Genomic DNA, 20352 nt, shown 5'->3' with positions numbered 1-20352 from the left:
AAGCGGACCGCAAGGTCACCGCCTACCACGAGGTCGGCCACGCCCTCGCCGCCCAGCTCCTCCCGCATGCGGACAAGGCGCACAAGCTGACAGTGGTGCCGCGTGGGCGCAGCCTGGGCAGCGCGCTGTACACCCCGGAGGACCGCATGCACTACACGCGGGCGGCGCTGCTGGACCGCATCTGCGTGGCGCTGGCCGGGCACGCTGCCGAGCAGGTGGCGACCGGGCAGGTCACAACGGGCGCCGCGAACGACTTTCAGCAGGCGACCGGGCTGGCGCGGCGCATGGTGACCGAGTGGGGCATGAGTGAGGTGGGGCAGCTGGCCCTGGCGCAGGAGAGCGGCAGTTACCTGGGCTTCGGGCCGCAGCAGGGCGTGTACAGCGATCACACCGCTGAGCTGATCGACGCGGAAGTGAGCCGCATCCTGAATGGTCAGTTCGAGCGGGCGCTGAGCCTGCTGACCGAGCACGCCCACATCCTGCACCGCCTCACGGATGAGCTGGTGGCCCGCGAGAGCCTCAGCGGCGATGAGCTGCAGACGGTGCTGGCGGGTGGGACGCTGCCCCCCGTGGAGCAGGGCGCGCGGGCCGAGGAGGGTCCCGCGCCCAGTGGGCAGCTCACGCCCGACCCGGCCTGAATCCTGCCGCCCTGAACCTCACAGCAGAGCGCCCCCGGACGATACAGCCGGGGGCGCTCTGTATGACCCGGGGGGTCCGGGTCAGGCGCGTTCGGGGACGGCGCACTGGCCGTCCTCGCAGCCATCGGCGGTGGCGTCGGCGCCCAGCATCTGGAGGGGCGCGGGGTGGGTTTCCTGCCACACCTGGGTCAGGGCGCCCAGCAGGGTCTGTGGGTCCTGGGCGCCGCTGACGCCGTACTTGCCGCCCAGCACGAAGAACGGCACGCCGCTGATGCCCAGCGCCTGGGCCTGCGCCTCGTCCTGCCGCACGGCCTGCGCGTGGCGGCCATCGAGCAGGGCCGCGCGGACCTCAGTGCCGTCCAGGCCGACCTCCTGCGCGAGGCGCACCAGGGTGTCGAGGTCGCTGACGAGGTCGCCGTCACTCATGTAGGCGCGCAGCAGGCGTTCTTTCATGGCGTCCTGCTTTCCGTGCTGCGCGGCGTGGTGGATGAGCTGGTGGGCCTGGAAGGTGTTGCCCAGGCGGGCGCGCTCGAAGTGGTACTCGAGGCCTTCCCCGGCGGCGGTGCGGGTGACGTGGTCCATCATGCCCTGGGCGTCGGTGGGGCTGCGGCCGTACTTCTGGGCCAGGGCGTCGCGCATGCTCAGGGGGTGGGCGGCGGGGGTGCCGGGGTCGAGTTCGAAGGCATGCCAGTTCACGTCAACCTGATCGCGGTGGGGGAACTGCGCGAGGGCCTGTTCGAAGCGGCGTTTGCCGATGTAGCACCAGGGGCAGGCGACGTCGGACCAGATGTCCACGCGCAGGCGGTCGGGGGCGGTCGGAGCGAAGGAGGGGTTCATGCTCTTGATTCTACTATACTTTGCAATATAAAGCATGAAAATGATGGGGGTGCTGGCCCGTTTTCTTTCCGCTGACACGCGAGAAAAGTCACAGCCACTCATGAGCTGGACACCTCACCCCCTCTCTTCATGAGAAAGAGCAGAAGAAAATGCGAGCCAGTCAACCTTTTGACGGACGACACTCCCATGAGGCGCGACCCGGAGTTCTCACTGCCGTCCCGTACAGTAAGAGACACATGAAGCGAACAGCCATCCTGCTCTCATCTGGCCTGCTGTTCACGGTCGCGACCGGCAGCCAAGCCCAGGGCGCGACCCCCTTCACCCCCGGCGCCCCCGGCATCAGCGTGCCCAGCCTGGCCCCCGTGACCCCCGGCACGATTCCTGCCGGCGCCGCGGTCAGCGACAGCGCCCCCACCTTCGGCAGTCCCCGCGTCAGCAACCAGGGCAGCGTCACCCGCGTCGTGTTCGACCTGCCCAGCGGCGTCACCTACACCCTGATCCCCACCTTCGGCGGCCTGCGCCTGGACGTGCAGGGCGCCCGCATTCAGCCCGCCGTCAGCGCGAAACTCGGCGTGAGCGTCAGCGAATACCGCGCCGGGGCCGGGCAGGCCACCCTGGTCACCCCCTACCCGCTGGCCCCCACGGACGGCTGGCGCGCCAGCGAGGCCAGCCTCGCCACCGGTAAACGCGTCCTGATCCTCGAACTCGGCCCGGGTGTCAGCGGCGGCGCGGCCAGCAGCGTGCATGGCCAGGTCCTGACCAGCGTCGCCACCACGGTCGCCGCCCAGAGCGTCCTCAACGCTCCCCTGCCCGGCGCCCTGCCCCCCGGCGATCAGGTCATCAGCAGCGTGCCGCTGCCCGCCCCCATCCTGGAGGGCAGCAACCCCGCCCAGCCCAGCGCCCTTCAGGGCAGCGTGCCCGGCCCGGCCCGCGCGGCCCTGCTGAGCACCCCCCGCGTGGGCAAGAGCCCCGGGCAGACCCGCGTGGTGCTGGACCTGCCGCCTGGCAGCAGCTACCGCATCACGCCCGGCCCCGGCGGCCTGAGCATCACCCTGACCGGCGTGACCGTGGGCGCGCAGCAGGCCACTGCCGTCAGCCCCGAGCTGCGCGCCTGGACGTACACACCGGGCCCGCAGGGCGGCACCGTGACCCTCAGCACCGCCGCGCGCACCACCGAGCGCAGCGGCTGGCGCGCCCAGCTGCTGCCGCCCAGCAGCGGCGACCTGTCCCGCCTGGCCATCGACCTCTCCCCCGCCCTGGCCGACCGCACCCCCCTGAGCAGCGCCCAGCGTACCGTGCAGGCCGTGGCGCCGCAGGTGGCCGCGCGCGCCACCGCGCTGCTGGCCCTGAGCACCAGCCTCGTCAGGCCGCGCGTGGTCATCGACGCCGGGCACGGCGGCAAGGACCCGGGCGCCGTGGGGGCCGTCATCGAGAAGGAGGTCACGCTGGCCGTGGCGCTGCGCGTGCGGGACCTGCTTGTGCCCGCCGGCGTAGACGTCATCCTGACCCGCGACACGGACCGCGAACTGAACCCCGTCAAGAACACCGACCTCCAGATGCGCGCCGCGATGGGCACGCCCGGCACGGCGCTGTTCGTGAGCATCCACGTGAACTCCATGGCGCCCGCCAACGCCCTGCGCGGCTACGGCGTGGAAACTTGGTGGAACCCCAACCACGCGCGCAGCAGCGCCCTGGCCGCCCTGCTGCAGGGCAACCTCGTGGCGCAGACCGGCGCGTTCGATCAGGGCCTGAAGAACACGCAGTCCCTGAGCGTGCTGCGCAACAGCCGCGTCCCGGCCGCGCTGGTCGAGATCGGGTTTGCCAGTCACCCCGTGGACGGCCAGAACCTACAGGACAACAATTACCTTGACCGCGTGGCGCTGGGGCTCGCGCAGGGCATCCGCGAGGCGCTCGTCAGCGGCGTGACCGCCGACCAGGGCGCGGCCCCCGCCCTGACCACGAAACGCTGAACCGGCCCGCCCGGGCCCGGCGCCTGCCAGAATGCCCGCATGACCAGCGACCCCACCCCCGCCTTCCGTGAGCGCGTCCTGGCCCTGGTGGCCCGCATCCCGGAGGGCCGCGTCATGACCTACGGGCAGCTGGCGCTGCTGGCCGGCAATCCCGGTGCGGCGCGGCAGGCAGGCTTCGTGCTGAACTCACTGGTGGGCGGCTCGGACCTGCCCTGGCAGCGGGTGATCAACGCACAGGGCCGCGTCAGCACCCACAAGGTGGGGTTCGGGGACCTGCAAGAGGGCCTGCTGAGCGCCGAGGGCGTGGTGTTCAGGGACGGCCGCTGCGAACTGAGCCGCGTGCAGTGGTGGCCGGACGACGAACGCGCGGCGCCGCCCGAGCCGCTGCTGTGACCCGAGCCGCGACTAGGTGAAGGATTGCTCATGAGAGACGGGATTTCTGCCCGCCTGACCGGGCGGTATGCTCCGCGCATGAATGCACCCCAGTCCACCCCGGCCCGCCGCGACCCCCAGCGCCCCGACCCGCAGCCGGGCGAGGCGGCGGTCACCCGCCGCCGCCAGTGGGTGCGGGGCAGCGTGGCCTCGTGGGGACTGGGCGCCACGCTGGGCGTCATCCTGGGCGTGGGCCTACTGATCGCCACGCCCAAGCTGATGGGCAAACCGGCCGAGGCCACGCCCGCCAGCACCGCGCCCGCCAACACCAACGAGAACGGCGCAGCCAGTGGCATGGCCAGCAGCGGGCAGGGCAGCAGCGACAGCACCAGCAACATGACGACCAGCACGCAGAACAGCAACACCGTCCAGGGCAGCGGCGAGCAGGGCTCCACCCCGAACAGTGGCGGCGCCAGCAGTGACAGCACGGCCAGCACCGACACGCAGGGGGACTCGGCGGGCTCCACGACGGGCTCCATGTCGGGCGAGACCACTACCCCGGCCGAGGGCGCGTCCAGCACGGCCGGCGAGACGGCCGCCGCGCAGTCGGGCAGCAGCGACGCCCCGGGCAACCCCGAGGCCGGTCAGACCATCTTCGCCGGCAACTGCGCCGGGTGCCACGGCGCGAACGGGCAGGGGCAGGTCGGCCCTAGTCTCGTGACCGCCGACGGCCCCAAGAGCTGGACGCTGGCGCAGTTCACGACCACCCTCCGCGATGGCAAGACACCGGACCGTCAGCTGGGCAACCTGATGCCCCGCTTCGGGGAAGCGCAGATCAGCGACACGCAGGTCGCGGACCTTCAGGCGTACATCAAGACCCTGAACTGAACCCCAGTGCCGCCGCCCGGTCCCGCAGCGCCCCGCCCAGGGCCAGCAGGTCCGGGCGGTCCTCGTCTGCCGCGCGGCGCAGCCACCACCAGCGCGTGGCGCTGCCAGCGGACCCCACCGCGATCTCCGCCACCTGCCGGGCGGCCAGGGCGTCCAGCGCGGCCAGGCGCGGGACCAGACTGGCGCCCACGTCCAGCCCGACCGCCTGCACCACCACGGTCAGGTCCGGGACGGTCAGGGCCGCGCGCGCCGCGAAGCGCACGCCCAGCGCGCCCGTGAAGAAGCGGCGCGTGGCCGGCAGGTCCACGCTGTAACTCACCCACGGGCGGGCGTTCAGCCACGCGCCCAGCGCCGCGGGGTCCGCGGGCCAGTCCGCCCAGGTCGCCGGGACGATCAATGTGAACGGCACGGCCGCGACCGGCAGGGCGTGCAAGGCGCGGTCCTCGGGCACGCGGGCACTCAGCGCGGCGTCCAGGCTGCCGCCGCGCAGGCCCGCCAGCAGCGCCGCCTCGGGCGCGAAGGTCAGGTGCAGCGCAGACTCGCCCCGCAGGGCGGGCAGCAGGGCGCGCAGGACCTCTGGCGGGCCGCCCACCCGCAGCGGCAGGACGCCCGGCTGGCGGCCCCGCAGGGCCCGGTCGGCCGCGTGCAGCTGATCCACGCCGGACGCCACCTGCGCGTACAGCAGCTTGCCGCGCTCGGTGGGCTGCATGCCGCGCGGCGTGCGGCGGAACAGCGCCTCGCCCACCCGCGCCTCCAGCGCCGCGATCTGCGCGCTGACGGCCGGCTGCGTCAGGTGCCGCTCGCGGGCGGCGCCGCTCACGCTGCCCGCGCGGTACACCGCCACAAACACCCGGAACAGGTCCAGTGAAGCCATCAGGTTTCGTTATACCCCTCCCCCGCCCGCGTGATTGGCGCCCGGGCCGTGTGGCGGCGCACCATGCAGGCATGACGGAACGCAGCGCCGCGCAGTTCAACGCCCACGCCGACCAGTACGCCCGCAGCGAGGTTCACCGCGCCGGGCCCAGCCTGCCCGTCCTGCTGCGCCTGGCGGCCCCCACCCCGGCCGATCACGCGCTGGACGTCGCGACCGGCACCGGGAACACGGCCCTGGCGCTGGCCCCGCACGTGGACCGCGTCACCGGCATTGATGTGGCCGATGCCATGCTGGCCCACGCCCGCGACCGCGCCGCGCGCGAAGGTCAGGCCAACAGCGTGTTCACCCACGGGGACGCCGAGGCGCTGCCGTTCGCGGACGGCACGTTCACGCTGGTCACGTCCCGGCACGCCCCGCACCACTTCGCGCACCTGGACCGCTTCCTGCGCGAAGCGTGGCGGGTCCTGCGGCCCGGCGGGCGGCTGGTGATCGCGGACCAGATCAGCCCCACCCCCGAGTTGCAGGCGTGGACGGACACGTACCAGCGCCTGCGCGACCCCAGCCACCACGCCCAGCGGCCCGTGCAGGCCTGGCAGGCCCTGAGCGCCCAGGCGGGCTTCACGTGGGCCGCGTATGAGGTGGTGCCCTACGACCTGCCCTTCGACTGGTGGACGCAGCAGAGCGGCTGCACGCCGGGCACGGTTGCCGCGCTGCGCGCCCACGCCGCCACCCTGGACGCCGCGCAGCAGCAGGCGGCGGGGCTGATCCTGAATGAGGCCGGTGACCTGATCGCCCACCGCGAACCCATGCTGGTCGTGCGGCTGGACAAGACCACGGCCTGAGCGCCCCCCCGTCAAGCGCACCTGCGGCCCGGCCTGCAGGCGCGCACTTCTATGCTGCGGACTTCATGACCTCATCCTCCCAGTCCGCCCGTGACCTGTGGCGCACCCTGCGCCTGACCCTGCCGGACCTGTGGCGCGCCCAGCCGCTGGTCACGGCGGGCCTGTTCCTCAGCGGCGCGGCGCAGGGCCTGCTGCCCGCCGTGACGGTCTTGATCGGCAAGTGGACGGTGGACGGCGTGAGCGGCCTGCTGCGCGGCCAGCCGGTGAACCTCGCCGCGCTGGTGGGCGCGTGGGTGGGCGCGGCGCTGCTCTCGCAGGTCACGGCGCCCGTCACGCAGGTCCTGCAGGGCGCCGCAGCCGACCACTACACACTGCACGTGAACCAGCGCCTGATGCGCCGCATGACCGAGCTGCAGGGATTGGACGTGCTCGAAGATCCGCAGTTCCACGATGACCTTGAGGTGCTCCAGGGGGGCGCCAGCCACCGCCCCCTGAACCTGCTGTCCACGCTGGTGTACGCGCTGCGCGGGCTGGTGGCGGCGCTCAGCGTGGCGGCCACGCTGCTGCTGGTCGGGTGGTGGGTGCCTCTGGTGGTCGTGGCGGGCCTGCTGCCCCTGATGGCCCGGCAGATGCAGTTCCACCGGCTGGGCTGGAGCCTGTTCATCCAGAAAACGCCCGAAGCGCGCGAGGTGAACTACCTGTCCCGCGTGGCCCTGCGCCACGAGTACGCCAAGGAGGTCCGCCTGTACGGCCTCGCCCCGCACCTGCAACGCGACGCGCTGACCCGCACGCGCGCGTACCAGCGGACCCTGCGCGCCCAGCGCACGCGCGGCCTGCTGACCCTGCTGCCCTTCGAGGCGCTGTCGCTGTTGGTCACCGGCGGGCTGTTCGCGTTCGTGGTCGCGCAGGCGCAGGCCGGGCGGGTCGGGGCGGGCAGCGTGGCCCTGGTGGTCACGGCCCTCGGGGCCCTGCGGCAGGAACTGAGCAGCCTGACCGAGATGGGCAGCCTCGGCACGCAGCACCTCAGCTGGTTCGCCAAGCTGCACGCCTTCCTGAACGCGCCCGGCGGCGTGCAGAGCCCCGCGCAGCCCCGCCCCCTTCCGGGAGACGGCACGGTCACGCTCTGCGGCGTGAGCTTCGCGTACCGGGACCAGCCGCCCGCCCTGCGGGACGTGACCCTGCACATCCCGGCCGGGCAGACCGTGGCCATCGTGGGGGAGAACGGCGCGGGCAAGAGCACCCTGATCAAGCTGCTGCTGCGCTACTACGACCCCACGGCCGGGCGCATCCTGATCGGCGCGGGCGACGGACAGACCGACCTGCGCGACCTCGACCTGACCGCGTGGCGCGCGCAGGTCGCCGCCGTCTTCCAGGACTTCGCCCGCTTCGAGTGGACGCTGCGCGAGAACATCCTGCTGGGGCAGCCGCAGGATGACGCGCGCCTGAAGGTCGCCGTGCACGGCAGCGGCCTGAGGGGCGTGCTGAACGACACCTGCACGCTGGACACCCGGCTGGGGCAGGCGTTCGGCGGCACCGAACTCTCCGGCGGGGGGTGGCAGAAACTCGCGACCGCCCGCGCCCTGTACCGGGGCGCCCGCGTGCTGATCCTCGACGAACCCACTGCCGCCCTCGACCCCCGCAGCGAGGCCGAGGTGTTCGGCACCTTCGCCGCCCTGGCGCGCGGGCGCACCACGCTGCTCGTCACGCACCGCCTGGGCAGCGTCCTGATGGCCGACCGGGTGCTTGTCCTGAAAGCCGGGCGGATCATCGAGGACGGCAAGCACGCCGACCTCCTCGCGCGGGGCGGCGAGTACGCGGACCTGTGGGCCCTACAGGCCCGCCAGTACGAGGAACCGGTGGAAGCCGCCCTGAGCCTCAGCGCCAGCGGAGGGTGACGTCCGCGCCCACCGGCACCTCCGGCCGTGGAGAGGCGGGCGTGCAGGTGAAGCGCACCTCGTCCGGCGCCAGGGGCCGCGTGACCGGCCCGAACATCAGCTTCGGGCCGGTCAGCAGGAGGCGCAGCGGTCCCGAACTGGTCGTCGTGGTCTTCCCCGGCGCACGGTCAGGGTCACGCCCCGGCACGAGAGCACGCCCACCTTACCCCCAGACAGCCAGAGGACGCGCAGGCCCTCAGGGGCCCGCTCCAGGCCAACAAGGTGCACGGCCTGCTGCGCCTGCACTGCGCCACTCCACAGACAGCCCACCAGGGCCACGGCCCGCCTCCGTCCTGTCATGCGGTCATGCTGCCCGGCGCGCCCGCGCGTGCCGAGCAGATGTGCCCCGCCTACGGCAGTTTGTCCCCGACGTGGATCGCGGCAATGCCGAAGGTCAGCAGGCGGTAGCGGGTGCGGAAGCCCGTGGCGCGCATGAGCCCCGCCAGGCGTTCGGGTTCGGGGAAGGCCAGGACGCTCTCGGGGAGGTACGAGTACGCGCCCGCATTCCCGCTGATCAGCCCACCGATGCGCGGCAGCACGTGCTGGAAGTACACGCGGAACAGGCTGCCCAGCAGGCCGGGGCGGGGCGGGGGGAACTCCAGGATGACGGCCCGCCCGCCCGGCGCGAGCACCCGGTGAAATTCCGCGAGACCACGCGCGTAATCCGCGAAGTTCCGGAAGCCGAACGCGCAGGTGATCGTGTCGAAACTCCCGTCGGGGTACGGCAGGTTCAGCGCGTCCCCCTCTTCTAAGCGGATGTCGATGTGCCGCGCGGCGGCCTTCTCCCGGCCGATGGCGAGCATCTGCGGGACGAAGTCACTACCGATCACCTCGGCCTGAGGAGCGCGGGTCTTGAGTTCCAGCGCAAAATCTGCCGTGCCGGTCGCCACGTCCAGCACCCGGGCGGGCTTCAGGGCTAGGGCCTCGTGCGCCGCGGCGCGCCGCCAGCCTCGATCCACGCCGAGACTGAGCACGCGGTTGAGTAGGTCGTAGCGGGGCGCGATGCTGGCGAACATCGCCTGCACGTCACTGCCCTTGTCCTGCTTGTCCCCCACGGCGGGCCGCTTCGTCATGGGCCGCATCATAGGGCGCGCGGGCCGGGACGCACCGGAAGCCGGCGCGCAGTCCCGCGCGTCAGCCGCCCAGCAGGGCGCGCAGGGTGTCGCGGCACACGCCCGCCAGCCCCGGATTGGTGTGCCGGTAGTACGGCAGCGCGATCACGGACACGCTGAGCGCCCACCCCCGCCCGCGCGCCCAGGCGGCGTCCTCCACGCCCAGCGCCTCCCGGAAGGCCGCGCGGCCCACCGGGCCCAGCAGGTTCCAGGCGGGCTGCAAGTCCACCGCCGGGTCACCCAGGGTCAGGGCGCCCCAGTCGATCACGGCGCTCAGCTGCCCGCCGTGGGCGAGGAGGTTGCCGGGCTTCAGGTCTGCGTGCAGCCACACGGGCGGGCCCGCGTGCGGCGGGGCGTTCAGGGCGGCCTCCCAGATGCTCAGCGCCGCACCCTCATTCAGGAAGCCCAGCGCCGCGCAGGCGCCGATGGCGTCGCGGGTTGCGGCGTCCCGCTCCGCCAGCGGCACCCGGCGCGAACCCACCGGCCCCTCTCCGGCCGGAAGCGGCGTGGCCTGAAGCACCCGGATGAAGGCCGCCAGCGCCCGCGCGAGTTCCTGCTCATCCCGGACGGTGTCCACGCCCGCGTCCACGCCGGGCAGCCAGCGGTACACCGCCCACGCGAACGGGTACCCGGCGCCCGGGACGCCCGTGAACAGCGGCTCTGGCACCGGGAGCGGCAGCCGGGGCGCGAGGACCGGCAGCCAGCGGGCCTCCTTGGCCACGTCCGCCGCCGCCCAGCCGATCCGGGGCAGGCGGGCCACCAGCGTGTCCCCCAGCCGCACCATGGCGTTGTCCGTCCCGGAGTGCCGCAGCAGGCGCGGGGGCAGCTGCGCCCACTGCGGGCCCTGCTCTGTCAGCAGGCGCGTCACCAGGGCGGTGTCCACGCGCACCTCGGCGTCATGCATGGGGGATGGCGTGTCGGTCACGCCCGCCACCGTACCCGCCCCGCGCGGCCGGACGCATCCGCCAGATGACCGGGACGACCGCAGGCCAGGGGGGCCTTCAGCGGGCCCTCACGCCCCCGCCGCCCCGGCTGGCCTAGCGTGACGGTATGCCCCACCGCCCCCCCCAGCCGCCCGGAGTGCGCGCATGATCCCCACCTTCCAGCTGATCGGCGATGAGCACGCCGCGCCCGGCGGGGCGGGCCTGCCGCCCACCTGGAGCAGCAGCGACAAGGACTTCGTGACCACCAGCCTGGGCCCCGCGCGCGTGTGGGTCACGCTGGGGCACGGCATGCTGAACGAGGTGTACTGGCCGTCCACCGGTCAGCCGCAGCTGCGCGACCTGGGCTTCTACCTGGTGGGCGACTCGGGGTGGGTGGACCTGCCCCGCGAACGGCACTACGACCTGAGCAGCCCCGCTCCGGCCGTACCGCTGCCCACCGTCCGCCACCGCCCCCCGCCGGGCTTCACGGGGCCCGCGTACGACCTGACGCTGGAGGTGCTGCCCGACCCGCTGCGCGACGCGCTGCTGATCCGCTTCGAGCTGCGCGGCCCGTACCGGCTGGTGCTGATCACGTCCCCGCACCTGGACGCCAGCACCCCGGAGAACGTCGCGTGGGTGGACGGCGCGCTGTTCGCGCATCAGCACCGGCACGTGCTGTGCGTCACGGCGGACGTGCCGCTGACACACGCCTCGGCAGGGGTGGTGGGCACCTCGGACGGGTGGCAGGACCTGCGCGCGCACGGGCAGCTGACCTGGGCGTACACGAAGGCCGGGCCGGGCAACGTGGCCCTCAGCGCGCAGCTGGACGCCGCGTCAGGCACCGTGGCGCTGGGCTTCTCGAACACCGCGCGCGGCGCGTGGACCCTGGCCCGCTCCAGCCTCGCCGAGGGCCCGGACGCCGCCCGGCGCGCCTGCACGCAGGCCTGGACCGACTGGGCCGCGCCGCCGCACGTGCCCGCCCCGGGCCCCGCGCTGGGCGGCCTGGCGCAGTTCAGTGCCGCCGTACTGAAAATGCATGAGGACCGCACGTACCCGGGCGCGGTCGTCGCCAGCCTCAGCACGCCCTGGGGCAACCACACGGGCACGCTGGGCGGCTACCACCTCGTGTGGCCCCGCGACACGACCCTGGCCGCGTTCGCGCTGATCGCCGCCGATCAGCTGGACGACGCGCGGCGCATCCTGGCACGGTTCATTGCCACGCAGCAGGAGGACGGGCACTGGCCGCAGAACAACTACCCCAGCGGCGACCCGTACTGGACGGGCCTGCAACTGGACGAGACGGCCTTCCCGGTGCTGCTGGCCGCGAAACTCCGCGAGGTGGGCAGCGCCGAGGTGACCGGCACCGCCGAGATGGTCCGCGCCGCGCTGCGCTTCGTGGCCCGCACCGGCCCCACCAGCGACCAGGACCGCTGGGAGGAGAACCCGGGCGTGAACCCGTTCACGGTCGCGGTGGCCGTCGCGGCGCTCGTGGCGGGCAGCGCGTGGCTGCCGCCCACCGAGCGGGACGCGGCGCTGCGCCTCGCGGACGAATGGAACGAACGCCTGGACAGCTGGTGTTACGTCACCGGCACCCCACTGGCCGCGCAGCTGGGCGTGGACGGCTACTACGTGCGCCTCGCCCCCCCGCAGGCCGAGGGGGGCCTGAGCGGGCAGGTGCTGCTGCGCAACCGCCTGGGCGAGACCGTGCCCGCCTCGGCCCTCGTCAGCCTGGACTTCTCATACCTGCCGCGCCTGGGCCTGCGCGCGCCTACCGACCCGCGCGTGCAGGACACCACGCGCGTCGTGGATCACGTGCTACGCGTGGACACGCCCGCCGGGCCCCTGTACCGCCGCTACAACGGCGACGGGTACGGCGAGTCCGACGACGGCCGCCCCTACGACGGCAGCGGCCGCGGCCGCCCCTGGCCCCTCCTGAGCGGCGAACGCGGCCACCTGGCCCTCCAGGCTGGCGAGGACCCCCTGCCGTACCTGGAGACCATCGCCCGCTGCGCCAGCCCCGGCGGCCTGCTCCCCGAACAGGTCTGGGACGGCCCGGCCCTGCCGCAGTGGGGCCTCACGCCGGGCCGCCCGTCCGGCAGCGCCATGCCGCTCGTGTGGGCCCACGCGGAATACCTCAAGCTCCTGATCGCCCTCTCCAGTGGCCACCCAGCCGAACTGCTCGCCACCGTCGAGGACCGCTACGCCACCCCCCGCCCCGCCCCCGAATGGCGCTGGCGCAACGAGACGCCCTGCGCCGCCCTGCCCGCGGGCCGCACACTGACCATCGAGAGCCCCGTCCCCTTCACGCTGCACCTCGGCTGGGACGCCTGGCAGGGCGCGCACGACCGCGACGCCACCCCCGACCCATTCGGCCTGTGGGTCGTCACCCTGCCCCTCGAGGAACTCGCCACGCACCGCGTCCTGAACTTCACCCGCCGCTTCGAGAGCGGCTGGGAAGGCACCGACCACGCCGTCACCCTGAACGGCACTGATCCCGCCTGATGGGCTCCGGCGACAGGAAGGCGCTCGCCTCTCCTGTCGCCGGGGTTCGCCCTTCACTCAGCCATGCAGGTACGGATGCACGTGCCCGCGGTGACCGGAGACACCGCCGAGCACACCGGTCGGCGCGCGCCCGGCCGCGCCAGTCTGCCCGTCCAGCTGCCCATCCGCCGTGACCCGCAGCGGACCCCGCGTGCCCGTGAACTGCTGGGCACTCAGGGCCGACAGGAGCACCAGGGGATGCCGTGTGGGACTGTGCGCGGCGCCGAGCGTCACCCACTGCCCCACGTCCTGACCCAGCTGACCGGCTGGGTGCACGCCACCCTGCGGGGCGAGGTTCAGGACGCTGAAGCCCAGCCCGGCGCGCCGCGCCGCGCCCTGAAGGGCCGCCACGTTCAGCTGCCCGGCGGTGTCCTGCACGTGCAGGTGCGTGGCGCCGCTGGCGCGAGCCTGCGCGATCAGAGCGTCGGGCCGCTCGCCGCCGCTCAGCACGGTCTGACCGGCCAGGGCGCCCGGCGTGCCGTCCAGCCCGGCCGTGAAGGCCAGCGGCAGGTCGTATCCGCTGTCCAGGACGCTCATGGCCAGGAAGGGGCGGGCCCTGGCCTGGGCCAGGGCCCGCCCCTGCTGCCAGGCGCGTTCCCACAGGCCCAGGTGGGCGTGCAGCACGCCGGGCTGACGGGCCTGGCGGGTGGGGGCGACGCCCGCTCCGGCCAGAATGACGGGCGCACTGCTGGCTGGGGCCGGGAGGGGCACGCCGTCGCCCAGCACCAGAATCAGGTCGGCCGGGTGGGTCAGGGTGCGGGACAGGTCGCCGGGCCGGGTGCCACTGGCCTGCACACTGAGGGTCACGCCGCTCAGCGTCTGACGCAGGCCGCTCAGGAACGCAGCCGTGAAGCCAGGCACGCCCTCGCGGCTGGGTACAACAACCAGCAGGTGCAGCGCGCGTGAGGCCTGCGCCGCGGCAGGAGCACTCAGGGCGGCGGGCAGGGCGGCGGCCGCGGCGAATTTCAGGATGGTGCGTCGGTTGGTCATGCGGCCCCCCTCATGGGCGCTGTGGAAAGACGCCCTGGAGCGCGATGATGAAGTTCACGGTCAGGTAGGGCGGCATGTTGTTGTGCGGCTGGCTGCCCCCGGCCACGCCCATGGAGGTCGGCGCCAGGGTCAGGGTGGGGCTGCCCGCGGCGTACACGTTGCCGCCAGTGCTGCGGGCCAGGTTGCGGTCGGTGGGGACGGCGCTGGTACCGGCCGCGTCGAAGGCGCTGATGATGTGCGTGTGGGGGGGCAACTCGGATTGCAGCAGGGTCACGCTGGCCTGTCCGCCCTGCTCGCCCAGATCACGCGGGCTGAGGCCCGGCCCGGCCCCCGTCCCCATGGGCGCGGCCCCCTGGATGTTGGGCAGGGCGAAGTTGGTCTTGCCGTTCCCTCCGTAAGAGGTGCCCAGCAGGGAGAACAGCGCCGTGTACTGCGCGATGGGCAGCAGCTGCCCGTTACAGAAGGCCCAGCCTTTCGGCTCGAAGTTACCACCGAATATGCGAATTTCGCCCAGGAATGGTTCCATGTTGATCCTTCAGTTCTGAGACGGGAAAACGCCCTGCGTGGAGATGATGAAATTCACGCACAGGTAGGGGGACATGTTGTCATGGGGTTGATTACCCCCACTGACCTGAACGCTGCTGGGCGCCAGGGTCGCCGAGCGTCGCCCAGTGCTGGCGTACAGGTTGCTGCCGTCCGTCTGCGCCAGCACGCTGCTGGACGAGACCGTGCCGCCCTGCGGGGCCAGCTGGGTGCTGGCGCGCAGCGCATGCGTGTGGCTGGGCATCTGAGTGTTGTTCAGCGTGACCGTTTCCGTCCCTGTCTGCGCACCCAGCGTCAGGCCGCTGGACACGTGAATGGGAATCCGGCCACGCAGATCCGGCAGGGCGAAGTTCGACACCCCGTCCCCGCCATACGTGGTGCCGATCAGTTGAAATAGCACGTCGTACTGCGAGATGGGCAGCAGTTGCCCCCAGCACAGCTCCCAACCGACTGGGGCGAAGGTCCCAGCGAACATGCGAATTTCTCCAATGAACTGGTCCATGTGTCATCCTTTGCTGCGTTCAGTTGCGCGACGGGAAGATGCCCTGCAGCGCAATGATGAAATTCAGCGTGAGCGCGGGCGGCATATTGTTGTGAGGCTGCCCCCCGCCGACGCTGGACACGCTGGCCGCACTCAGGCTCGTGTCAGGGGCGGTGGTCACGTACGCCGGCGCGCCCGCGAGCAGGTTCCCGCCCGGCAGCGTGCTGGCGGCACTGCCCGATATGCCCGTCAGCGCGTGCGTGTGGGCGGGCAATTCAGCGGCCGTCAGGGCGTGGCTGGTTTCCCCCCCCATCTGCCCCAGCACGTAATTGGGGCCGCCGGGCTGCGTGCCGAAGTGCAGGGGCATGCGGCCCCGGAAGTCCGGCAGAGCAAAGTTGGTCTGTCCATTCCCACCGTAATAGGTGCCCAGCAGGGAGAACAGCGCCTGATTCTGATTGATGGCCAGCAGCTGACCGTTACACAGCGCCCAGCCCTTCGGGGCAAAGTTGATCGGCCAGATTTGAATTTCACCGAGAAAAGGTTCGTAACCCATGCGGACCTCAGGGAGTGGGGAGCGTGCAGTTCCCCGCCAGGACAGGCGAGCCACTCACGTCAACGATAGAGATGGTGTTGCGGGAAGTCAGGTAGGAGATGGGCGAACCACTCAGGCCCTGCAGCAGCACCTGGTTCCCACTGCCAGGCACGATGTACAGCGAGATGTCACCGATCAGGGAGGGAGCCCCTGCAGCCTGCACCGTATTACCCGTAACGTTGCCGCAAACCACTGAGTTTGTTGTGGCGGCGTCACTTGATTGCAGCAGAATGCCGTCCAGCGCGATCGCCGAACTGGTGGTCAGGGTGTTGCCCTGCACGGTGGCGTCAACGCGGCTGTTGCTGCCCTGCGCGTGCCACCACATGCCCTCATTGCCAAAGGACTGCACGGTGTTGCCTGTTGCGCTGGCCAGCAGGGTGCCGCTGCCTTGGACGGTGCCCTGAATACCCATCCCCCCCGCGAGATTGATGATGTTGTTCTGGGCAATCAGTTCGTCGGTCTGGGCGCTGGTGTGCTGCGTGATGACCTCAATTCCGCCGCCGGCTGAATTGTTGTGCTGGATGGTGTTGCCCTTGAGGACCGTGCGGGAGGCGCTGCTCGCGCCGTGCTTCACGAACACGGCCGCCTGGGCGTTCTGAGTGAAGGTGCTGTTCTGCACGGTCAGCAGCACCCGGCCCGTTTCGGTGCTGGCCGTGGCGACGCGGATGCCGTTGGCCGTGTTGTTCTCAATCTGCATGCGGTCCAGCGACAGGGTCAGGGTCTGCGTGCCGGGCTGGGCCAGCACGCCGTACTGCCCCAGCTGGAGGAGACCGCCGGTGCCGGGTGCGCCAGCGCCCGTGACGCTCAGCGTGCCGCCCACTCCGGTCAGGGTCAGGCCGCCCGTGATAGTGGCGCCACTGCTGCTCACGCTCTGCAGCGTGGCGTTCAGCGTGCCCGTGGTCAGGTTCAGGGCGGGGCCGCCGTTCCCGCTGATGCGCGTGCCGCTCCCAGCGGGAATGGTCAGCGTGCCGAAGTTCGTGCCGCTGATGCCAGTCACGCCCTGCACGGCCACGCCCTGCACGGTGTTGTTCTGCGCCAGGGTCAGGCCCGCCCCGCCCGAATTTCCGAGTAGAGGCGTGGCGCCCGCAGCGCGGTAGGTGACGCCGCCAATGGTCAGCGGGCTGCCCTCACCGATCAGGCTCTGGTTGGCCTTCAGGGTCAGGCCCGTATTCTGGTTGCTGGTCGTGCCGGTGCCGCGGAACACGTACAGGGTGTCCCCGGCGGCCGAGGCGTTCTGCAGGGCCGCCAGCGTATTGAGGGGCGTGGTCTGCCGGCCGTCCCCGGCGGCGCCGGCGTTGTTCAGGAACCACACGCGGCCACTGACGTTCACGCTGGCCTGCGTGGTGGGGCTGGTGCAGCCCTGGCCGTCACTGACGCTGTAGTTCAGTTTGTCCGTGACGGGGGTGGCGCCGTCCCCGACTGCGGATTCGTACGTGAAGCTGCCGTTCATGCTGACGTTCACGCGTCCGGTGCGCTGGCTGCTGTTGCCGTTGAAGGTCAGGCTGGCGCCGCCGTAGGCGCTGTACGCGCTGCCCAGGCCGCTGCCGGCTGGCACGTTCAGCTGCACGTTGCCGGGCACGCTGTACGCCAGGGCAGAGTTTTTCAGCGCCACTTGGCCACCCAGCGCCGCGAGGCGGCTGGTGTTTCCGGCGGTGGTGGCCGACCCGACGAACAGCGCGTTGCTGGTCAGGGTCGTGCCGCACAGCGTCATGACCGGGGTGGTGGCGCCCAGGGTGGTGGCGCGCGTGGCGGCGGCGGTCGTGCCCTGCTCCTCGGGGCTTTCGGTCACGCGGGTCAGGCTGTCTTCCAGCACCGCGAAGTTCATGGTGAACCGGAAGGGGTCGTCGGCAACTGTGGCCTGGAGGGGCACCTTGAGGGCCACCGTGACCACGCCGTCGAACTGGTTCGCCGCTGGGTTGGCGCTCAGCAGGCGGGTGGCGGGGGTGGTGCGGTTGCGGATCACGAACCCGTACGGGAACACCCGGGTGGCCCCCGAGACGGTGACGTTCACCTCGTCTTCTGGGAACACCTGGAGGTCCTCGCTGCCGGGTTTTGGGCGCACCTGATCGGTGGTGCGGTCCAGGGTCATGCCGTGCGTGGGCAGGATCGTGGGCGCAACGGCGGCGCTGCCGGCCGTGCCGTCGAAGCGTTGCAGGCCGCTGATGGCCGTCTCACCGATGGTGCTGGGCGTGCTGGCGGCCACCAGGGTCACGTTCCGGCGCGCCACGCTGGACGCCACGCCGCCAGTGGAGGCGTTGCGGACGCGGAAGGTGGCGTACAGGTACCTCATGCCGCCGCTGCCGCGCGTGCCGAGCGTGAACGAGCCGTTGGCGAGGGGCTCCAGTTGAATGCCGGTCAGGTCCGTCAGGCCCTGGGGGCGCAGCTGCTGCGCGTGAAAGCCAGTCTGGTCCGAGACGCCCGTGAACTCAATCTGAACGAGGCCCAGGGGGGTCAGGGCGGGCCGCGCGGGGAGGACCGGGGCAGGCGTGCCCGTGCCAGGGGTCGCCTCGACGGGGTTAGGGGCAGGTACGGCCGGCGCTGTGCGTGGGGACGCGCAAGCGGCGAGCAGCAGCGTGGGAATCAGCAGGGGCAGGTGTCGCATGGAGTCTCCGCTCAGAGGCACGAGTTGACGAGGTACGTGGCGCCACTGCCCACCTGGCCAGCGGTGCGCACCTGGCAGATGGTGCGCGGGGGCAACGTGGCTCCCGACGCGTAGGCGCTGCCGGGCAGGATGTTCACACTGCCCGCCCCGGCTGCCGCGGCGCGGCCCAGGATCACCGAGTCCGGCAGCGTCTGATCTTCCAGGCTCTGCGTGACGCGGGTATCCGGGTCCTGCACGACCAAGAACGTCATGCGGAACGACCACGGGTCGCGCTGGGCGCCCTGCGTGGGCGTCTGCGCGGCGTCGTCGGGTTGCAGAGGCATGCGGACGCTCAGGGCCACGCGGCCGTTGTACTGGTTGACCGCAGGGCTGGCAGGCAGGGTACGGCCGCCTCCCAGGGTGTGCACCACATACCCGTACGGGAAGACGGTCGTGACTCCCAGATCCGCATAGGAGCTGGCCGGGCCGCCCGCACCTGTGAAGTTGCCAGGGAGGACCTCGGATTCCGTGAACACTTGCAGGTCCGTGCCTCCGGTCGCGGGCATGACCTTGCCGTCCAGCGCGCTGTACTCCAGGGCGTGCGTGGGCATGGCCGTCCGCGCTGTGCCGGTGGGCGCCGCGGCGCCACTGAACGTCAGCATCTGGCTGATCGCGGTGCCGTCCACGTTGCTGGGAACGGCAGCCGCGAGAAGGGTCAGGTTGCTGCGCGCCGCACCGGAGGGCGTGCCGTCACTGCTGGCGTTCCGGACGCGGTACGTGGCCGTGATGTACCGCGTGCCACCACTGTTCCGGGCGCCCACGTCGGTGACGCTGACACTCTGCGGGCTCAGATCCAGGCCCCCAGCCGATTCGGCAAGCGACAGGGTCCGCACCTGCGTGGTCGGCTGCGCCCCTCCCAGGCCGTCGAAGCTCACCTCAACCAGACCCAGGGGCGTCAGGGGGCTGGTCGCCGGCACGCGGCTGGGCGAGCAGCTGAGCAGGCTGCACAGCGCCAGCGCCACCCACGCAGCTCGCCTACCGGGCATCGCGTTCACCCAGATTCAGTCCAGCGCTGCCCGGACCGAGCGGTACAGAAATCACCAGGGTCCGCCGCTCCCAGGGCCCCAGCGGCGTCACCTGCGGCGATTCGTAGGGGCGCTGCTCAGGTCGGACAAGCCGGTCAGGCGCCACGCCAGCTTCAGGAAATTCAGCCATATCGCATTGTTCACATATTTTCGTCTGATTCAAGGCGCTGCCGGGTCAGAACGCCCCCCACCACCACACGCCTACACTGCCCCTATGCTCGAACTCCGCCTGATGACCGCCGACGCGTTCGACCGGTTCCTTGCCCACACCGTCCCGCAGTACGCCGCCGAGAAAATCGCCAGCAGTGAGTGGACCCCGGAGGAAGCCCAGGCGCGCAGCGAACGCGAATTCGACTAGCTGCTCCCCCAGGGACCCCAGACGCCCGACAACGTCCTGTATACCCTCTACGACCCGAGCGAGGGGGCGGACGTGGGCGTCCTCTGGTACGCCCTGCAGCAGAGGTCCGGCGCCACCACCGCCTTCATCTACGAAATCGAGATCCACGAACCCTACCGGCGGCGCGGGTACGCCACGCAGGCCTTCACGCTCCTCGAAATCGACGCCGCCGCGCGTGGCGCCACCCGCATCGGCCTGCACGTCTTCGGGCACAACGCCCCCGCCCGCGCCCTGTACGAGAAACTCGGTTACCACACCACCAACGTCATCATGCGCAAGGAACTGGAGTAGGCGGGAGTTACTCTTGCAGGGTCAATGACCTGATACCGCCAAGCCCGCTGAACCTGTCCTCAAATTCGAGTGTGAAGTGCTCGCATAGGCCATCAGCACCGAACTCGAGCAACAAGCCAGAAGGCGCACGGAAACAATGCAGGCCGAGCGTCCCATCCGTGTACTCAAGTAGCCGGAATGTCCTGCCACTACCTAGGAACAGCGCAAGAACATCTTGATAGGGCCGTTGCCAGAGCACAGATATCCATTGGAGTTGCAGCTGGCCGAACGCACGGGTGGACCGGAAGGGTCCGTCAAACTGGATTCTCAACCGCTCCAGTCGCTCTTCAGCGAAGAGCCATTCCATGCTGTCGTGGTAGTAGAAACCATCGACTGTTCCAGGCTCGATCTCAGGCAGAAGTGAGGGTGCCCCAATTGCGGTTCCAGCCGATTTGCAAATCTCAGCGTACCTCAGCCCGCCT

Annotated in this window: 20 protein-coding genes and 1 pseudogene; 9 read left to right on the top strand and 12 right to left on the bottom strand. The window is 71.4% G+C overall.

Going from position 1 to position 20352, the window contains the following annotated elements; translation table 11 throughout:
* A pseudogene (locus tag IEY63_RS21670) lies at nucleotides 1-638 on the top strand (ATP-dependent zinc metalloprotease FtsH); the annotation flags it as partial.
* 81 nt (nucleotides 639-719) lie between these two features.
* On the opposite strand, the gene IEY63_RS21665 reads toward IEY63_RS21670, so the two are convergent.
* Nucleotides 720-1475, bottom strand: a complete 756-nt coding sequence (locus IEY63_RS21665) for a DsbA family oxidoreductase (protein WP_189071071.1) — start codon at nucleotides 1473-1475, stop codon at nucleotides 720-722.
* Nucleotides 1476-1711: 236 nt separating this feature from the next.
* Between IEY63_RS21665 and IEY63_RS21660 the strand changes: the two genes are divergently transcribed.
* The 3 genes from IEY63_RS21660 to IEY63_RS21650 all read left to right on the top strand — a co-directional run bounded on the left by IEY63_RS21660 (nucleotide 1712) and on the right by IEY63_RS21650 (nucleotide 4705).
* Entirely contained in the window at nucleotides 1712-3445 is a 1734-nt protein-coding gene (locus tag IEY63_RS21660; RefSeq protein ID WP_189071070.1) for an N-acetylmuramoyl-L-alanine amidase family protein, read from the top strand.
* Between the two features lie 39 nt (nucleotides 3446-3484).
* Nucleotides 3485-3838: an MGMT family protein gene (locus IEY63_RS21655; RefSeq protein WP_189071069.1), complete on the top strand. Its 354-nt coding sequence runs from the start codon at nucleotides 3485-3487 to the stop codon at nucleotides 3836-3838.
* Nucleotides 3839-3916: 78 nt separating this feature from the next.
* Nucleotides 3917-4705, top strand: a complete 789-nt coding sequence (locus tag IEY63_RS21650) for a c-type cytochrome (protein ID WP_189071068.1) — start codon at nucleotides 3917-3919, stop codon at nucleotides 4703-4705.
* Here the strand turns inward: IEY63_RS21650 and IEY63_RS21645 are convergent.
* Nucleotides 4689-5579 carry a LysR family transcriptional regulator gene (locus IEY63_RS21645; RefSeq protein WP_189071067.1) on the bottom strand — a complete coding sequence of 297 codons (891 nt, stop codon included), beginning with the start codon at nucleotides 5577-5579 and terminating at the stop codon, nucleotides 4689-4691. The two genes, IEY63_RS21650 and IEY63_RS21645, sit on opposite strands and share 17 nt — an antisense overlap.
* A gap of 71 nt (nucleotides 5580-5650) precedes the next feature.
* Between IEY63_RS21645 and IEY63_RS21640 the strand changes: the two genes are divergently transcribed.
* Together IEY63_RS21640 and IEY63_RS21635 are read left to right on the top strand one after the other, a co-directional pair.
* Nucleotides 5651-6421: a class I SAM-dependent methyltransferase gene (locus IEY63_RS21640; protein ID WP_189071066.1), complete on the top strand. Its 771-nt coding sequence runs from the start codon at nucleotides 5651-5653 to the stop codon at nucleotides 6419-6421.
* Between the two features lie 65 nt (nucleotides 6422-6486).
* Nucleotides 6487-8316, top strand: coding sequence for an ABC transporter ATP-binding protein (locus tag IEY63_RS21635; RefSeq protein WP_189071065.1), 1830 nt, complete (start codon nucleotides 6487-6489; stop codon nucleotides 8314-8316).
* Here the strand turns inward: IEY63_RS21635 and IEY63_RS21630 are convergent.
* From IEY63_RS21630 to IEY63_RS21620, 3 genes are all read right to left on the bottom strand, one after another.
* Nucleotides 8297-8503: a hypothetical protein gene (locus IEY63_RS21630; RefSeq protein WP_189071064.1), complete on the bottom strand. Its 207-nt coding sequence runs from the start codon at nucleotides 8501-8503 to the stop codon at nucleotides 8297-8299. The two genes, IEY63_RS21635 and IEY63_RS21630, sit on opposite strands and share 20 nt — an antisense overlap.
* A gap of 202 nt (nucleotides 8504-8705) precedes the next feature.
* Nucleotides 8706-9428, bottom strand: a complete 723-nt coding sequence (gene ubiE, locus IEY63_RS21625; RefSeq protein ID WP_189071063.1) for a bifunctional demethylmenaquinone methyltransferase/2-methoxy-6-polyprenyl-1,4-benzoquinol methylase UbiE — start codon at nucleotides 9426-9428, stop codon at nucleotides 8706-8708.
* A 61-nt stretch (nucleotides 9429-9489) separates the two neighbouring features.
* Nucleotides 9490-10392 carry an aminoglycoside phosphotransferase family protein gene (locus IEY63_RS21620; protein WP_229784855.1) on the bottom strand — a complete coding sequence of 301 codons (903 nt, stop codon included), beginning with the start codon at nucleotides 10390-10392 and terminating at the stop codon, nucleotides 9490-9492.
* A 163-nt stretch (nucleotides 10393-10555) separates the two neighbouring features.
* Between IEY63_RS21620 and IEY63_RS21615 the strand changes: the two genes are divergently transcribed.
* Nucleotides 10556-12892 carry a glycoside hydrolase family 15 protein gene (locus tag IEY63_RS21615; RefSeq protein WP_189071062.1) on the top strand — a complete coding sequence of 779 codons (2337 nt, stop codon included), beginning with the start codon at nucleotides 10556-10558 and terminating at the stop codon, nucleotides 12890-12892.
* Between the two features lie 57 nt (nucleotides 12893-12949).
* Here the strand turns inward: IEY63_RS21615 and IEY63_RS21610 are convergent, their stop codons facing one another.
* The 6 genes from IEY63_RS21610 to IEY63_RS21585 are packed head-to-tail and all read right to left on the bottom strand — an operon-like array spanning nucleotide 12950 to nucleotide 19164.
* Nucleotides 12950-13921 (bottom strand): hypothetical protein, encoded by a 972-nt coding sequence (locus IEY63_RS21610; RefSeq protein ID WP_189071061.1) that lies wholly within the window; start codon nucleotides 13919-13921, stop codon nucleotides 12950-12952.
* A 10-nt stretch (nucleotides 13922-13931) separates the two neighbouring features.
* The gene (locus tag IEY63_RS21605; RefSeq protein WP_189071060.1) at nucleotides 13932-14447 is read right to left on the bottom strand and encodes a phage tail protein; all 516 of its coding nucleotides are present in this window, start codon (nucleotides 14445-14447) and stop codon (nucleotides 13932-13934) included.
* A gap of 9 nt (nucleotides 14448-14456) precedes the next feature.
* A complete protein-coding gene (locus IEY63_RS21600) occupies nucleotides 14457-14966 on the bottom strand; it encodes a phage tail protein (RefSeq protein WP_189071059.1) in 510 nt (169 codons plus the stop codon).
* Nucleotides 14967-14985: 19 nt separating this feature from the next.
* Nucleotides 14986-15498: a phage tail protein gene (locus IEY63_RS21595; protein ID WP_189071058.1), complete on the bottom strand. Its 513-nt coding sequence runs from the start codon at nucleotides 15496-15498 to the stop codon at nucleotides 14986-14988.
* A 7-nt stretch (nucleotides 15499-15505) separates the two neighbouring features.
* Nucleotides 15506-18139, bottom strand: a complete 2634-nt coding sequence (locus tag IEY63_RS21590; protein ID WP_189071057.1) for an autotransporter outer membrane beta-barrel domain-containing protein — start codon at nucleotides 18137-18139, stop codon at nucleotides 15506-15508.
* An 11-nt stretch (nucleotides 18140-18150) separates the two neighbouring features.
* On the bottom strand, nucleotides 18151-19164 hold the full coding sequence (locus IEY63_RS21585; RefSeq protein ID WP_189071056.1) for a hypothetical protein: 1014 nt from the start codon (nucleotides 19162-19164) through the stop codon (nucleotides 18151-18153).
* A gap of 253 nt (nucleotides 19165-19417) precedes the next feature.
* Here IEY63_RS21585 and IEY63_RS22370 point away from each other — a divergent pair, with 253 nt between their 5' ends.
* Nucleotides 19418-19561: a hypothetical protein gene (locus IEY63_RS22370; RefSeq protein ID WP_229784854.1), complete on the top strand. Its 144-nt coding sequence runs from the start codon at nucleotides 19418-19420 to the stop codon at nucleotides 19559-19561.
* Nucleotides 19562-19633: 72 nt separating this feature from the next.
* Complete coding sequence (locus tag IEY63_RS22365; RefSeq protein WP_229784853.1) at nucleotides 19634-19891, top strand: GNAT family N-acetyltransferase; 258 nt, start codon at nucleotides 19634-19636, stop codon at nucleotides 19889-19891.
* Nucleotides 19892-19898: 7 nt separating this feature from the next.
* On the opposite strand, the gene IEY63_RS21575 is transcribed toward IEY63_RS22365, so the two are convergent.
* Nucleotides 19899-20352, bottom strand: a 454-nt coding sequence (locus IEY63_RS21575; protein ID WP_229784852.1) for a hypothetical protein, incomplete at its 5' end; no start/stop codon positions are given.

The sequence above is a fragment of the Deinococcus radiotolerans genome (assembly GCF_014647435.1).
GTDB lineage: Bacteria > Deinococcota > Deinococci > Deinococcales > Deinococcaceae > Deinococcus > Deinococcus radiotolerans.
The sequence above is the reverse complement of the archived record's forward strand: the minus strand, read 5'-3'. Positions and strand labels throughout refer to the sequence as shown.